Here is a 15,507-nt window from a genome sequence, read left to right as displayed (position 1 = left end):
TCGCCGGGCGCACAAAAAAAGGCCCCGAAGGGCCTTTGACTCTGGAGGAGTCCTTTTTGCCGTCACTTACTGCTCATGTGCTCCGGACCAAATTCCGGGTATGCCTGCATGCCACATTCATGCACATCCATGCCTTCCATTTCCTCTTCTTCGCTGACACGCAGCCCCATGATCACCTTGATCACCAGCAACACTGCCATACTGGCCAGGAACATCCAGGCGAAGGTTGCTGCGGTACCGATCAACTGCCCCATGAACGTTGCATCTTCGTTGCTCAGCAGCACCGCGAAGATACCCCAGATACCGGCAGAACCATGCACCGAGATCGCACCAACAGGGTCATCCAGCTTAAGCTTGTCCAGTGCCAGTACTGAGCCCACGACCACCAGACCACCTACAGCACCGATCAAGCTGGCCAGACCTGCAGAAGGCTGAAGCGGCTCGGCGGTAATAGCAACCAGACCGGCCAGTGCACCGTTGATGGTCATGGTCAGGTCGGTTTTGCCGAACAGGAAGCGGGCAAACAAAGCCGCGACGACCATACCTGCAGCAGCTGCCGCATTGGTGTTAACAAAGATCTTGGCCACGGCGTTGGCTTCTTCCACATTGGCGATCTTCAGCTCGGAGCCGCCGTTGAAGCCAAACCAGCCCATCCACAGGATGAACATGCCCAGCGTGGCCATCGGCAGGTTGGCACCCGGAATGGCGCGGACCTCACCGTTCTTGCCATACTTGCCCTTGCGTGGACCCACGAGGATGACCGCCGCCAGCGCTGCGGCTGCACCCGCCATGTGCACCACAACCGAGCCTGCGAAATCCTGGAAGCCAAGCTGGTCAAGGAAGCCACCGCCCCATTTCCAGTAACCTTCTACCGGATAGATCACCGCAACCATGAACACCGAGAAGATCAGAAACGGCCACAGTTTCATGCGCTCGGCAACCGCACCGGAGACAATCGACATGGTTGCAGCGGCAAACACAGCCTGGAAGATGAAGTCAGCCATGCTGGAGTAATAGGGCGCATCATCACCACCGGCTGTAACAGACTCGGTGCTATTGTCTCCGCCCAGCAGGAAGTCGATGCCCGGAATCACCGAGCTGATCGGGTTGGCGGGATACATGACGTTGTAACCCACGACGAGATAAACAATACAAGCCACGCCATACAACAGCGCGTTCTTGTTGAGGATTTCCACCGTATTCTTGGCACGCACCAAACCTGCTTCGAGCATGGCAAAACCGGCTGCCATCCACATCACCAGTGCGGTACACATCAAGAAATAGAAGGTGTCGAGGGCATAGCCCAGTTCCAGCACCATGCTGTCCATATCATTCTCCCAAAAGTGAGTGGGATTTCCTGTCAACTGCGCCTTGCAGGGGCATTGTTGACCTTTCCCATAAGGATATTTAGTTTCCTGATATGAATAAGCAAAAGCCGGGCCAGTTTCGCAACTCCATGTTTTAAATGAATAATCTTTGCCATCAACCTTATTCATACATCTGCGATGTACAAAAATGAAGCAGCACAGAGTGCACAAGTACTATAAGGGGGCATGCCTCTTTAAACTGAGCTGAACTGCACACAAAGCCCTGAAATCAGTACTGTCTTTGATCCGATGGCTGATCGGGCCATTTTCGGGCTTAAAGAAGAAGTGGTAGAGACATAAGCGTTTTGTTGGAAAGGCGCAGCCCCCTTACCAGCCAGAAAAAAGGGTTCTGTGTCACCACAGAACCCTTGAAATATTGTAACCCCGCACCAAACTGGTACTGGGCTGGTACTCCTACTCTGGTAATGTCAGTTCGACGATATCATGCTTCACGCCGCATGAAGCGTATTGCCACCAATCCCATCACAATAGACAGAAGCCCCAACCACACACCGGGCAATACTGGTATCGCTTTTACACCGGGGTTACCCACTGTATTGCCGCCACCGTTGTTGTTACCGCCGTTACCTGCGATATCCCCCGACCCAGACAAAGCAACACGGGGGGGCGCACCAGCCGTGTTGGAGTCAAGCGTTAAGCTGCTTGTGAACTCATGCTCTGAATAGGGTGTAAAGTTGATATCTATGCTACAGCTGGCAGATGCCGCCAACGATACGCCACAAGTGGTGCTGTTAACTGAAAAGGGAGCGGCCAGCGCAAAGCCGTTAATAAGAAGTGTATCAGTACCAGTGTTCTCAAGAGTCACTGATTGCGTCAGTGTTTGAGCAGGAACAACTGCGCCAAAGTTGATACTGGACGGTGAAAAGGATGCAACTGGAGCATTACTCACACCTTCGCCTACCAGCAAGACCTGGCGTGGATCAGTAAATACATTGGTATCAATCAGAAGCTCCCCTGTACGCGTCCCCAGAGCCGTCGGCGTAAAGGTCACATTGATCGGGCAACGCTCGCCAACCGCCAAAGTGCCCACACAATTACTGCTGTGGGTGTAGTCCCCAGTGCCGCTAATACCCAATATTTCCACATCAACCCCGCCGGAATTAATGATTTCGACCGTCTGAGTGTTACTGGCTTGGCCAAGCAATTGGGCACTGAAGACCAAAGAACTGCTGCTTAGCTCAGGTACGTAGCAGCCGCCCAACTCTTGAGAATATACATTGAGAAACACTTCCCCGTTGCTGCCATACAAGTACAACAGATCACCGTTGGTTTGATTAATGAATACGTTGGCAGCATCTGATGTTGCGACTGTGGTTTCGGCACCGAAAGTATCTCCCAGATCATTACTGACCCGGAAACGCACCTCACCACCAGAGACGAAGCCATCCACAACGTTGCCACAACGGTCTGCGGCAATTGAACGCCCCTGGTTGTTTGTATTATTGCCAAAGGTCAGACTTGTCTGCATACCGCTATCGAGATCCACCCGGTACGCTTGCGTGGCGGAGCCACTGATAAAGAAGTATCGACCATTACTGCCGCTTGATATGGCAGAAGTGGAGAACATGATCGACCCACCCGGTGTCTGCTGTGCCCCCCAGGTTTGGCCAAAATCGGTGCTGATGAGATACTTTACAGCCGGATTATCAACAATGGCGATCACGTCATTGGTTTGAGTATCGACCTGTATATCTGAATACACCTGTGAGCCAGCCAGTGATCCTGCACTGGTAAATGTTTGACCATTGTCGTCACTGACAAACACGTTGGTTGTAGAGCGGCCAATAATGTAGACCCTGTTGGCATCGGTGGCCATATGAAGGCTTGAATCTGTAGTTGCACCCACCGTTGCCGGTGCAGAAAAGGTCTGTCCCCCATCCAGGCTTCTACTGAGACGGGCACTGCCGGCTTCCGGCCAGGTCACGTAAATGATACCGGTTGTACTTACCGCAATTTCCGCTTCAAAGTTTCCGGGGGCTACCTGAACACTTGGCTGAAAGCTTATTCCGCGGTTTGTACTGCGAGCCACCCGAATACCGCCTGTTGTCCCACGATACACGGCGTAGATGGTGCCATCGGCTCCCACAGCCAGGTTACGAGACGTATTGCCAGAAGCGATACTGTTGTCGCCATTAGTGCCATCACTCACTGGTGTTGCTGACTGCAGAAGTGCAGACTGAGCATTGGTGCATACCAATATACTCATCGCGAATAATATATAACGAAAAAGAATAAATCGATTTTCGTTTAATATATTAAATAACACAGATATGGTTTGCGCACGCTCACCCAAAAACTGTCCTTTCATACACTCTTCCCGGCTGACTAAACGATAGTAATAGCCAACCAGTGTGCATATATCGGTTTTTTTCTGTCAGTCTCAAATCTCTCAATAGTCTCAAATCATCACATATTTCACGGATCGGCAATAAAAGCCATACCACGCCCAAAAATAGAGCGAATCGGCAATTTTATGCCGCGCTCTCGAGCCTTTTTCCGTAACCGACTCAGGATAACGTCTATACGGTGCAGGTTAAGCTCACCCTGAGCACCAAAAATTTCATCATGAAGTATTTCACGGGACAGTATTTCGTGTGAGCTATTGATTAAAATGAAAAGCAGGTTGAATTCCTGTTGGGAGAGTTTCAAGACCTTTCCTTCAGGAGTCATCAGGTTTTGATTGAAGTCATCCAGCTTCCAACAGCTTCTCTTTGCTGCTTGTTGATGATTGCTTTCGACTTTTTCTTGCAATTTCTCCCATAGCGATTCAATGCGGGAGGCAAGATGGGAGAAATCTACTGGCTTTACCAAATATGCATCGGCCCCCAGGGCCAAACCGCGCGCGCAATCCTCTTGCGTTCCGTACGCAGAAACAATAATCAAACCAAAGTTGCCCAAACGGCGCAGGTATTCAACAACACTGAATCCATTTTCACCCGGCAGACCAACATCCACTAATACAATGTCTGCAGGCCATGTGTGGAGCCGTTTCCAGAATTTCTCGGCACTATCGACCCCCCAGCTTCGGTAACCTTGCTCTTGCAGGTAAAACAGTAACTCTTCTCGCAGATCGGCATGATCTTCAATTATCGCAATGCACGGATGTGCGCCATGCTCCATATTCACTCCTTGATACATCCGCAAAGGTAACCAGTTGATCCACTTTGGCTTCTGGATCATGAGTAGCGGATATTACCTTATGGAGTAGATGTAATCACAGCAGTGAGCTTAGCGGCGAGGGCTCGCTGAACAGGTAGCCTTGAGATTCGTCAATACCCAGCTCCATGACAACTGCCTGTACTTCTTCACAATGAACAAACTCTGCAACCGTGCGAATGCCTGCATTGCGGGCGAAATAGACAATGGCGCGTACAATTTCATAACTGGTACGGTCAAGATGGATATTACGGATGTATTTAGCGTCAATTTTGATGATATCGACTTCAAGCTCAAGAATGCGTTCGAAGTTGGAATACTCGGTGCCAAAGTCATCAATCGCCAGCTGATAACCTCGCTGCTTGAGGGCATGCAACTGAGGTATGTGCGACTGTTTACCACCGCTGCTGGTGCCCTCAAGTATTTCCAGTGTGATGCGCTCAGGCGATACACCATGCAGCTGTGTCATCTGGTCCAGGTAGTCAGGCAGGTAACCCAACTCCAGATCGGTTTCGGTGATATTAATCGCCAACTCACCTTCAACCTGTGCCAGCATTGCCACGCCCTGTTCAACCACTATGCAGGTGATGGAACGCATCAACCCGGATAAAGCCGCGACCGGCAAGAAATGAACAGGACTGAAAATCTCTCCCTCATGTTCCAGTCGCACCAACGCTTCCCATTTCTGAATTTTGCCACTGCGGTTATCACGTATGCCTTGATACCACGCGCGGATGCCGCCGTTGCGAAGTGCCTCGTGCAAGCGGCCATTCCAACCGATGTAATCTTCCTTCTGCTGTCGTGCCGGAGCATCATATTTGGGATCGAATACGTGAGTAGCACTTTTGCCACTGCGTGCGGCACGCTTAAGTGCCACCATGGCACTGCGCAATAGATCTCTTCCTCCACACGCAAGCCCGGCATTGAAGGTCAGATAGAAGTTGAGACCATCCAGCTGCGCTGGTTCAGTAGAAAAGTGTTGCCGCAACCGCTGTACTTCGCCGACCGGATTTTCCAGCTGGTCATAAAGCAAGGCAAACTCATCTGCACTGCCTCGATAGACCTGCGCGCCTTTCGCGTTGCGATGCAGCTCATCTGCCAACGTCCGCAGCAGTTGGTCACCCACACCAAGACCATAGGCGGTGTTGATATAGCCCAGATTGTTGAGATTCAGTAATACCAGAACTGCCGTTTCGGGAGCACGCTTGAGGGCTTGCAGAAGGCTTTGAGTATTGGGAAGACCGGTTAATGCGTCATGCTCAAGGCTGAAAATCAGCTCTTCACGCTGTGCTTGCAGTTGCATTTGCTGCGCATGGCGAAGCAGAACAATCGAAATCAGGGAAGCGCCGACATCCAATAATCGCTTGTGAAAACCTGATGGGTTACGGTGTTCAAATGAAGACAGGGCAAATGAGCCGATGGCCTCCCCTTGCTCGTTGCGAACAGGAAACGACCAACAGGAGCAAAGGTTAAAGTCCTCTGCCACGCTACGCAAGTTACTCCAGCGGGGATCAGTGAAGGTGTTATATACGAACACTGGTGCATTACCGTAGACCGCATTACCACAGGAGCCGCTACCTGGCCCAGGTTTAAGCCCATCCAAGCGGCTGACGCCTTCAGATGAAATACTCGGGGCCGACACAACACTCATTCTTTCAGTGTGGCTGTCGAGCCGCATGAACGACGCCACAGCACCCGGCAACAGCTGCTCTGCCATTCGGCAGGTCTCGGTAATGACATCAAGATAAGGAGTGTCAGACGCTATCAAGCTGCATATCGTCCGCTGCAGAGCCAATATATGATCGAGTTCACTGAGGCTAAGCGACACTTCTTTTTTGTTGGACTGGAGCATCCTAGTTCCCCATACAGGTGCCCTGTTTCAAACGTCGCAAACAAAACAGGCCGTACATTTAATCACTAAACGCACGGCCTATTGTACAGTGGTATGGCTACAGAAATTCAGTTTTTTTCCATCGCCTCGCAGGCTTCCAGCGTGTTCTGCAACAGACAGGCTATGGTCATCGGCCCCACGCCACCGGGTACCGGTGTGATGGCAGACGCCTTTTCAGATGCACTGGCGAATTCAACGTCCCCGACCAGACGGCCATCGTCCAGACGGTTGATGCCCACATCGATCACCACGGCACCGGGCTTGAGCCACTCGCCCTTGATGAATTCGGGTATGCCCACGCCAGCAATCACGATATCGGCCGTGGCCAATTCACCGGGGAGGTCCTGAGTTTTGGAGTGACAGACCGTGACGGTGGCCCGGGCCATCAGCAGCTCCAGCGCCACCGGACGGCCCACGATGTTGGAGGCCCCCACCACAACAGCCTTTTTACCTTCCGGGTTGATGCCATAGGCAGCCAGCAGACGCATGCAGCCATAGGGTGTGCAGGGGCGAAGGGTTGGAGCCTTGCCCGCCAGACGCCCCAGATTATAGGGGTGGAATCCATCCACATCCTTGGAGGGATGTATACGCTCAATGACCGACTGCACGTCGATCTGACTCGGCAGTGGCAGTTGCACCAGAATCCCGTGGATCTGATCATCCGCGTTCAGAGTATCAATCAACTCAAGCAACTGCGCCTGCGTTGTGTCCATCGGCAAGCTGTGATTGCGTGACAGAAAGCCCACTTCTTCGCAGGCCCTGACTTTGCTGCGCACATAGACCTGTGACGCCGGGTCCTGCCCGACCAGTACTACGGCAAGTCCGGGCCGTGGCTTGTTGGCGGATACACGCTCGGCAACCTTGCCTGCAATCTCCATCCGTAATCCGGCCGCTACGGCTTTGCCATCGATCAGTTGAGTGTCCAAGATCGTCTCCTGAATCAAGGTTTTTAAAAGGGCGATACCCCCGCCACCCTATCATCAGGTGCAGGGCTTACTGTGGCCTGCGGACTCGTTTGCGAGTTAGCAGGCCATGGGTCCTCAGAATCCCTGGCCGGGGATCCAGCTGGTGCCCGCCAGCGGCACACGGGCCATGGCGGCGGATTCAACGGTCAGGGCAACCAGATCTTCCGGTTCCAGGTTGCGCAGATCGTTCTTGCCACAGGCTCGCGCCAGGGTCTGCGCTTCCAGTGTGAGCACTCGCAGGTAGTTGGCCAGACGGCGTCCCCCTTCGACCGGATCCAGTCGCTGCATCAGGTCCGGGTCCTGTGTGGAGATGCCCGCCGGGTCCTTGCCTTCCTGGTAGTCATCGTAGAAGCCGGCGGCGGAGCCGATTTTCTGGTAATCATCGCTCCATTTCGGGTCGTTGCAGCCCAGTGCCACCAGAGCAGCCGTGCCGATGGCAACGGCATCGGCGCCCAGCGCCATGCACTTGGCCACATCGGCACCGTTACGGATACCGCCGGAGACGATCAGCTGCACCTTGCGATGCATGCCCATCTCCTGCAGTGCCTGAACCGCCTGCGGAATGGCCGCCATTGTGGGGATGCCGACATGCTCGATGAACACGTCCTGAGTCGCGGCGGTACCGCCCTGCATGCCGTCCACAACAATCACGTCAGCACCGGCCTTGACCGCCAGCTTCACGTCATAATAGGTACGGGTTGCACCGACCTTGATGTAAATCGGCACCTGCCAGTCGGTGATCTCGCGCAGTTCCTGAATCTTGATGGCCAGATCGTCCGGGCCGGTCCAGTCCGGGTGACGGCAGGCCGAGCGCTGGTCGATGCCCTTGGGCAGGTTACGCATCTGGGCAACACGATCGGTAATTTTCTGACCCAGCAGCATGCCGCCACCACCGGGTTTGGCACCCTGGCCCAACACCACCTCGATGGCGTCCGCCTTGCGCAGGTCATCCGGGTTCATGCCGTAGCGAGACGGCAAATACTGATAGACCAGCTTGCTGGACTGGCCGCGCTCTTCCGGAGTCATACCGCCATCACCGGTGGTGGTTGAAGTGCCCACGATGGAAGCACCTCGCCCCAGCGCTTCCTTGGCGTTGGCCGACAGGGCACCGAAGCTCATGCCGGCAATGGTCACCGGGGTTTCAATCACGATCGGCTTCTTGGCAAAGCGGGTGCCCAGGGTTACCTGGGTATTGCACTTCTCGCGATAGCCTTCCAGCGGGTAGCGCGACATGGACGCACCCAAAAACAGCAGATCATCAAAGTGTGGCAGCTTGCGCTTGGCGCCAAAGCCGCGAATGTCATAGATACCGGTGTCCGCCGCGCGACGGATCTCGGCCATGGTGGTACGGTCAAAGGTCGCGGACTCACGCAGGCCCGGATTGACGTTGATATCGTTGCTCATAATCAAGTCCTCAAAAATCGGATTCAACGGCTGCCCGTCTCGGATATTGGGGGCAGCCATGATGGCCTGTTGATCATCAATACGCGGACGCGTTGTCCACCTTGAAGTTATACAGCTGGCGGGCAGACCCGTAGCGCTTGAAGCTGGACGGGTCTTCGTCCACTCCGGCACGGTTGAGCAGATCCGTCAGCTCTTCGATATGCTCGGAACGCATCTCTTTCTCGACGCAATCGGCACCCAGGGACTTCACTTCGCCCTTAACATAGATGTGCACCTCATAGAGGGAATCGCCCAGCGCTTCACCGGCATCTCCGCAGACAACCAGTGAGCCGGACTGACCCATGAAGCAGCTCATGTGGCCAACATCACCCTTGACGACAATATCGACCCCTTTCATGGAGATGCCGCAACGGGCACCGGCGTTGCCTTCGATCACCAGCAGTCCGCCCTGTGCCGTGGCACCTGCCGCCTGAGAGGCATCGCCCTTGACGCGAACCGTGCCGGACATCATGTTTTCCGCCACGCCCTGACCGGCGTTGCCGTGAATTACCACATGCGCCTTCTTGTTCATGCCGGCACAGAAGTAGCCGGCATGACCGCGAATATCCACGGACAGGTTCTGATCAATACCGCAGGCAATGTTGTGCTGGCCTTTGGGATTCAGTACTTCAAATTCACGCTCCAGACACCCTTGTGCCTGATCATGCAGCGCCTGATTCAATTCACGGATGCTGGATTCAGCCAGATCAATCGTTTTCATATTCAATACTCCTCAAACAGGCGCTTAGCTGCGTTCCCAAACATAGAAGGTGGCCGGCTCCGGTTCCCATACTCTGGCATTCTCGATGCCCGGCAGAGTGGTCAGGGCCTGGTACTCGGATGCCATCGCGACGTAGTCATCGGTTTCAGCCAGCACAGCAGGCTTGCAAGCAATCGGGTCACGCATGACCGCAAAACCGTTACGGGTGCCGATGGTGAAGGTGAAGAATCCGTCCAGGTCTTCCAGTGCATGTTCCAGCGCCTGCTTCAGACTGTCGCCTTCCTGCAGCCGCCAGGTCAGGTAACCCGCGGCGACTTCAGAATCGTTCTGGGTTTCAAATGTGATCCCTTCACGCTTGAGGTTTTCACGCAGGCGATTGTGGTTAGACAGGGAGCCGTTATGCACCAGGCACAGGTCCATGCCGGTAGAGAACGGGTGGCTGCCTTCCATGGTGACAGCCGACTCGGTCGCCATGCGGGTATGGCCGATGATATGGCTGCCTTTCATGCCTTCCAGGTTAAAGGTCTCAGCGATCTTCTCCGGCAGACCCACTTCCTTCAGGATTTCGATCGACTGGCCAACGCTCAAAATCAGCACATCCGACGCTTCTTCAGACAGCCACTCGCGCAGTGTCGCCTCCTCGGCATGCACCTTGAACACCGCCACACTGGCGTTCTGGAACCAGCTCAATTCCAGCTGGAGTTCGGTTTTCAGACGGGTGGCAAGTGCCTCCCAGTCATATTCTGCGTCCGGGTGACGCAGGGTCAGCTTGACCCAGCCTTCGCCCACTTCATCACCGTAGATGGCGAAGCCTGCGCTGTCCGGACCACGATCGGTCATTGCGATCAGCATCGGTTTGAACAGTTCACCAATCCGGCTTTCCAGCTCAGGATTTTTCAGATAAAGCCCGACAATTCCACACATAATCACATTCCTCGTAACAAATCCGGATCAGAAAAATTCGGCGTAGTGACTGACTTCCCAGTCCGATACATGACGGCTGTATTCAACCCACTCGGTCCGTTTCACCTTGAGGAACTCGGACACGATTTCCTGTCCCAACGCTTCGGTGAAAACGGTGTCCGCTTCCAGCGCATCCAGCGCCTCGTTCAGGTTCTGGGGCAGGATCTCGACACCTTTCTCCTTGATCTGATCCAGAGTCAGGCTGTACAGGTTGAGGTTCATCGGCTCACCCGGGTCCAGCTCGCGTTCGATACCATCCATGCCTGCGGCTATGATCGCTGCGGTGACCAGGTAGGGGTTACAACCGGAGTCCGGCAGTCGGAATTCCAGTCGGCCATAAGGGACTCGCACCATGGCTGAGCGGTTGTTGTCGCCGAAGCAAATGTAAGCCGGCGCCCAGGTGGCACCGGAGGCGTTGCCACCCACGACAAGACGCTTGTAAGAGTTGACCGTCGGTGCAGCGAAGGCACAGAGTGCCGGTGCGTGCGCCAGCAGGCCCGCCGTAAAGTGATAGGCCATTTTGGACAGCCCCATGCCACTCACATCGTCCGGGTCATGGAACAGATTGCGGCCATCCTTGTCTGTGATCGACAGGTGGAAGTGCATGCCGTTACCGGTGCGATCGGAAGACGGCTTGGGCATGAAGGAACACACCATATCCAGCTCGTTGGCGATCTCGCCCGCCGCCATGCGTACAAAGGTGAAACGGTCAGCCGATGTCAGTGCATCGCTGTAGGTGTAGTTGATCTCGAACTGGCCGTTGGCGTCTTCGTGGTCGATCTGATACACATCGAAATCAACCTGCTGCAGCGATTCAACCAGTTTTTCCAGAAACGCACGGGAACGTGACAGACCCTTGTAGTCATAGCAGGGCTTGTCCAGTACATCACTTTCATCCACTGGCATCAGGACACCCTTGTCATCACGGGTGAACAGCGAAAACTCGGGCTCCACACCGGTATTCAGCGTCCAGCCCCTGTCGGCCAGACGCGCCAACTGCTGTTTCAGAACCACACGGCTGCAATAGGGATGAGGCGCATTGCTCACATAACCGTCACAGGCAATGCGGGCATAACCCGGCTGCCAAGGTACGATGCTGAAGGTTTCCAGGTCACCGCGGGCCATGAAGTCAGGGCCATGTGGCTCCATCCCCAGTCCCCAGACAGCAAACCCGGCAAAACCGGCACCTTTTTCGACCACATCCATAAGGCAGCTGGCCGGCACCGACTTGGTCTTGGCCACGCCGTGGATATCAACAAACTGCGCCAGCACGTACTTGATGTTGTTCTGGCTGATAATGCGTTCGATCTCTGCGGGCATCATGATGCACCTCCTGTCGTTTTTCGGGTTGCGCTGAGGTCATCAAGGACCGCGCTGAATATTTCGCTGAGATAGTGTCGGTAACTCGGATCGGCACCGATCAGCAGACTGCCGCTTTCAATTTCGTGGTAGAGCCAGCAGTTGACGCCAGCCACTGAGGTCATTAGCCAGTTGCCGCGCTGAAGCTGGCGGAAATCGTACTGACACAGGTGTGCCATGAATGCGATCCAGTTACCCCCGGTCAATTCGAACACGCAGTCGTAGCGGCGGAAGCACCACTCTCCCTGTGGCACAGGAAGGGTGCCAGCAAGCATCGCCATGTACTCGTCACGTCCGGTTCGGGCCACCAGAGCGCCGGGGCGCTCTTCGGCACTCAAGACCGCCTCAGGCAACGGCAAGCCTGCCGCTGCCAGCACTGCCTTGCTGTCAGGTCCGGTCAGCAGATAGCTGTTCAGTTCACGTACACCGATCTGCAGCGTGTTCGGTTGTTGTGTGTTCATCAGGCCACCTCCGTCAGATCAACGGTCTGACGCGCACCTTCGGCGTCATAGAAGGGAGTTGCACAGGGTTCAAGCGATACCAGTTCACCGCTGTCGACACGCACCTTGAAATCGCCTTCAGTTGCAGCCAGCGGCATGTCCACCATGGCCAGACCGATATAGCGACCCAGGGAGGGGCTGTAGGCGATACTGGTAATGCGACCGGCGATATCACCGTTTTCGATCAGCAAGTGGCACTCTTTCGGCCGCTCTCCGCTGTACCCCTTGGGCAGCATGAAGCCGCACAGATGTCGGTTGCAGCGCTCTTTCAACAGCGCCAGTGAAGGCTTGCCGGTAAACCAGGGCTTGGTCTTCAGCGGCACAGCCCAGGGCATGTTGGCTTCGAAAGGGTTGGTCAGGCCATCGGTGTCCTGACCGACGATGATGTGTCCCTTTTCCAGTCGCAGTACACGCTGTGCTTCAACACCGAATGGACGAATACCGTACTCGGTGCCCTTTTCCATCAGGGTGTTCCAGATCCGTTCGGCGGCATCCACCGGCAGGTGGATCTCGTAACCCAGCTCACCGACAAAGCCGACCCGAATCAGGCGCACAGGCACACCGCACAGCGTGCCTTCTCGGCAACCCAGATAGGGAAAGTGCTCTTCGCTCAGGTCGATATCGGTCAGCGGCTTAATCAGCGTGCGAGCATGGGGGCCGGCCAGGTTCATCGCCGCCAGCGTTCCTGTGCGATTCACCAGACGAACATCCAGCCCCCACTCGATCACATGGCGTGACAGCGTACGGAACGTGGCATCGGCATGGCTGGTGGTGGCGGTAACATAGAAGCGATCTTCGGCGATGCGTCCTACAATGCCGTCGTCAACGATGACGCCGCTGTCATCCACCATCAGGGCATAACGGGTCATGCCCAGTTTGATGTTGGACATGCGCATGGTGTAAGTGCCATCCAGCAGTTTGCCAGCGTCCGGGCCCATCACTTCGATCTTGCCCAGTGTGGACACGTCGATCAGGCCCAGAGCCGTGCGCACCGCCTGCACTTCGCGCAGAATCGCCTGGGCACGCTCCTCGGGGCGGCCATAGAATTCAGGCCGCATCCATACCCCCGCTTCCATCATCTGAGCGCCATTGTCCAAATGCCACTGGTGCAGCGCCGTCAGACGCTCGGGACGGAAGCGACGACCGGCCAGTGCCTGTACCGGCACCGGATGGAACATGGGACGCGCTGTGGTGGAGCCGGTCTGATCGATGCTGCGACCCGTAACGGCGGCCAGCACACGAATGCCGTTCATGTTGGCATGCTTGCCCTGACTCGGGCCCATGCCTACCGTGGAGAAACGCTTCATCAGCTCGATGTTGTCGAAGCCTTCCTTCGCCGCGTTGATCAGATCCTTGAGCTGCAGATCTTCGTCGAAATCCACGAAGTTCTTGCCTTTCGGGTGCTTCACGATCGGCCAGGGGTGGGAGTGCGCCACGCTGTCGCGGAAGGCACTCAACGCCGCCGTAACCGGCTGGCCTTTGAGCCAGGCAGCCGCCTCGGTTGCTGCACGCTCTCCATCGGCCAGGCGCTGCTGCAGCGTAAACGCACCGTTCAGGCGACCGCAGGCGAAGATCCCGTTCGGCAGCTCCTGTGGCAGGAGCTGCTCCAGGGTAAAGTCATAGGCCAGACGGCCACCGGCCTGATACAACAACTGTGAAGCCGGTGCCCAGCCGACGCTCATCAACAGCAGGTCAACGTCAAACTCTCGCGCCTGCGTGGCATCACACTGTTCGCCATCAAAAGGCGCCACCACAACACGCTTAAGCTGGCCCTTGCCCTGCGCCTCATGGACCGCATGCCGTTCCAGCACCGGTACCTTGAGCGCCGCCAGCTCGTCTGCCCAGGCACCGCGACCGCTGGCGGAGCCCATGTCGATCACCGCCGACACCTGAACGCCGGCCTTGATCAGATCGAGCGCAGCGCGGTAGCCCTCGCTGTTGGCGGTCAGTACCGCCGCACGCTGCCCCGGCTTGACCGCGTAACGCGCGATCAAGCGCTGGGCACCCGACGCCATCATCACACCGGGCAGGTCGTTGTTGCGAAAGACCGCTGGCTGCTCCATCACACCAGTGGCGCTGATTACGGCACGTGCACGCATCTTGACGATGCCATTCGGGCCCACAAGCGGCACGTAGTGATCGGTGTACCAGCCGCAGGCCAAGTGCGCCGGCAACACCCGTATATTGGCGTGAGACTGGACCTTCTGTTTAAGACTGGACCGCACCGGCTCCGCTTCTACCTCGTTCACCAGCTGATAGTCCAGGCTGCCGCCGATCTGCGGGTTTTCATCCACCAGCACCACATCCAGCCCCTGTTCGGCTGCGCTCAGCGCAGCCTGCATGCCGGATGCACCGGCACCGATCACCAACAGATCGCAGAAACCGTAGGATTTGGGCTGACGGCGCACACTCCAGCCGGTATCAATCCGCCCCAGGCCCGCTTTTTCGCGAATCAGGCGCTCCCACATCGGGAACAGTTTTTTCGGTTTGTGAAATGCCTTGTAGTAGAAGCCCACCGGCAGAAAGCCCGACAGCTTCTCGATAATCCGGTCCCGGTCGTTCTCAAGGCTGCCGTTCACGTTGCAGGCGCTCAGCACCATACCCTCGGTCAAAGGCGTTACATCGCCGCGGATATTGGGCTCTTCACTGCTCTGGAACAGCGCGTTAACGTCATGGTTGGCCAGTGTTACGGCCCCACGCGGGCGGTGGTACTTGAAGCTGCGCCCCAGCAGGGTCTGGCCCGCCGCCAGCAGTGCGGAGGTGATGCTGTCGCCGCGGTAACCGGTATAACGACGGCCTTCAAATTCAAAGTCACAGAGCGCCGAGCGGTCGATCCACTCCAGCGGCTGCTGATCAAGCCGGGATGTCATAGCGCACCTCCTCCAGGTCGATAAACCGAAGCACTTCATCCTTCAGGGTGTCGCGCTCCATCACATACCAGCGCCCGGTCGGACGGTGGTACCACCATTCGCGCAGCAGGCCCGGTGCACCGTTTCTGTTGAATACATACTCGGCCCAGGTGATCTCATCCGCGTCCATCGGTGGCTTGCGAACCTCTCCGACATAGTCGAACTCGCTGATCGGCCGACGGCCTATTACGGGACAATCAAATACTTTCATC

At 55.9% G+C, this 15,507-nt stretch carries 12 protein-coding genes; all 12 read right to left on the bottom strand.

The genetic code is table 11. The features are described 5' to 3' along the window. Positions 1 to 62 precede the first annotated feature (62 nt). A complete protein-coding gene (locus tag ACAM29_RS16235) occupies positions 63 to 1,328 on the bottom strand; it encodes an ammonium transporter (RefSeq protein ID WP_369624725.1) in 1,266 nt (421 codons plus the stop codon). Between the two features lie 481 nt (positions 1,329 to 1,809). Then, positions 1,810 to 3,537 (bottom strand): choice-of-anchor D domain-containing protein, encoded by a 1,728-nt coding sequence (locus tag ACAM29_RS16230; RefSeq protein WP_369624724.1) that lies wholly within the window; start codon positions 3,535 to 3,537, stop codon positions 1,810 to 1,812. A gap of 266 nt (positions 3,538 to 3,803) precedes the next feature. Continuing rightward, a complete protein-coding gene (locus tag ACAM29_RS16225) occupies positions 3,804 to 4,508 on the bottom strand; it encodes a response regulator transcription factor (protein WP_369624723.1) in 705 nt (234 codons plus the stop codon). A 94-nt stretch (positions 4,509 to 4,602) separates the two neighbouring features. Next, positions 4,603 to 6,396, bottom strand: coding sequence for an EAL domain-containing protein (locus ACAM29_RS16220; RefSeq protein ID WP_369624722.1), 1,794 nt, complete (start codon positions 6,394 to 6,396; stop codon positions 4,603 to 4,605). A gap of 107 nt (positions 6,397 to 6,503) precedes the next feature. Continuing rightward, positions 6,504 to 7,361: a bifunctional methylenetetrahydrofolate dehydrogenase/methenyltetrahydrofolate cyclohydrolase FolD gene (gene folD / locus ACAM29_RS16215; protein WP_369624721.1), complete on the bottom strand. Its 858-nt coding sequence runs from the start codon at positions 7,359 to 7,361 to the stop codon at positions 6,504 to 6,506. A gap of 114 nt (positions 7,362 to 7,475) precedes the next feature. Beyond that, positions 7,476 to 8,804 carry an FMN-binding glutamate synthase family protein gene (locus tag ACAM29_RS16210; protein ID WP_091827731.1) on the bottom strand — a complete coding sequence of 443 codons (1,329 nt, stop codon included), beginning with the start codon at positions 8,802 to 8,804 and terminating at the stop codon, positions 7,476 to 7,478. Between the two features lie 76 nt (positions 8,805 to 8,880). Continuing rightward, on the bottom strand, positions 8,881 to 9,564 hold the full coding sequence (locus tag ACAM29_RS16205; protein WP_369624720.1) for a protein glxC: 684 nt from the start codon (positions 9,562 to 9,564) through the stop codon (positions 8,881 to 8,883). A 24-nt stretch (positions 9,565 to 9,588) separates the two neighbouring features. After that, positions 9,589 to 10,488: a glutamine amidotransferase family protein gene (locus ACAM29_RS16200; RefSeq protein WP_091827695.1), complete on the bottom strand. Its 900-nt coding sequence runs from the start codon at positions 10,486 to 10,488 to the stop codon at positions 9,589 to 9,591. Between the two features lie 27 nt (positions 10,489 to 10,515). Next, the gene (glnT, locus tag ACAM29_RS16195; RefSeq protein WP_091827696.1) at positions 10,516 to 11,850 is read right to left on the bottom strand and encodes a type III glutamate--ammonia ligase; all 1,335 of its coding nucleotides are present in this window, start codon (positions 11,848 to 11,850) and stop codon (positions 10,516 to 10,518) included. Further along, positions 11,847 to 12,347 (bottom strand): hypothetical protein, encoded by a 501-nt coding sequence (locus tag ACAM29_RS16190; RefSeq protein ID WP_369624719.1) that lies wholly within the window; start codon positions 12,345 to 12,347, stop codon positions 11,847 to 11,849. The genes glnT and ACAM29_RS16190 overlap by 4 nt, the downstream gene beginning before the upstream one ends. Next, complete coding sequence (locus ACAM29_RS16185) at positions 12,347 to 15,256, bottom strand: 2Fe-2S iron-sulfur cluster-binding protein (RefSeq protein ID WP_369624718.1); 2,910 nt, start codon at positions 15,254 to 15,256, stop codon at positions 12,347 to 12,349. The genes ACAM29_RS16190 and ACAM29_RS16185 overlap by 1 nt, the downstream gene beginning before the upstream one ends. After that, positions 15,240 to 15,506 (bottom strand): sarcosine oxidase subunit delta, encoded by a 267-nt coding sequence (locus ACAM29_RS16180; protein ID WP_091827699.1) that lies wholly within the window; start codon positions 15,504 to 15,506, stop codon positions 15,240 to 15,242. The genes ACAM29_RS16185 and ACAM29_RS16180 overlap by 17 nt, the downstream gene beginning before the upstream one ends. Position 15,507: the final 1 nt, after the last annotated feature.

This window comes from Marinobacterium sp. BA1 (assembly GCF_041155135.1).
GTDB classification, from domain to species: Bacteria; Pseudomonadota; Gammaproteobacteria; order Pseudomonadales; family Balneatricaceae; genus Marinobacterium; species Marinobacterium iners.
The sequence above is the reverse complement of the archived record's forward strand: the minus strand, read 5'-3'. Positions and strand labels throughout refer to the sequence as shown.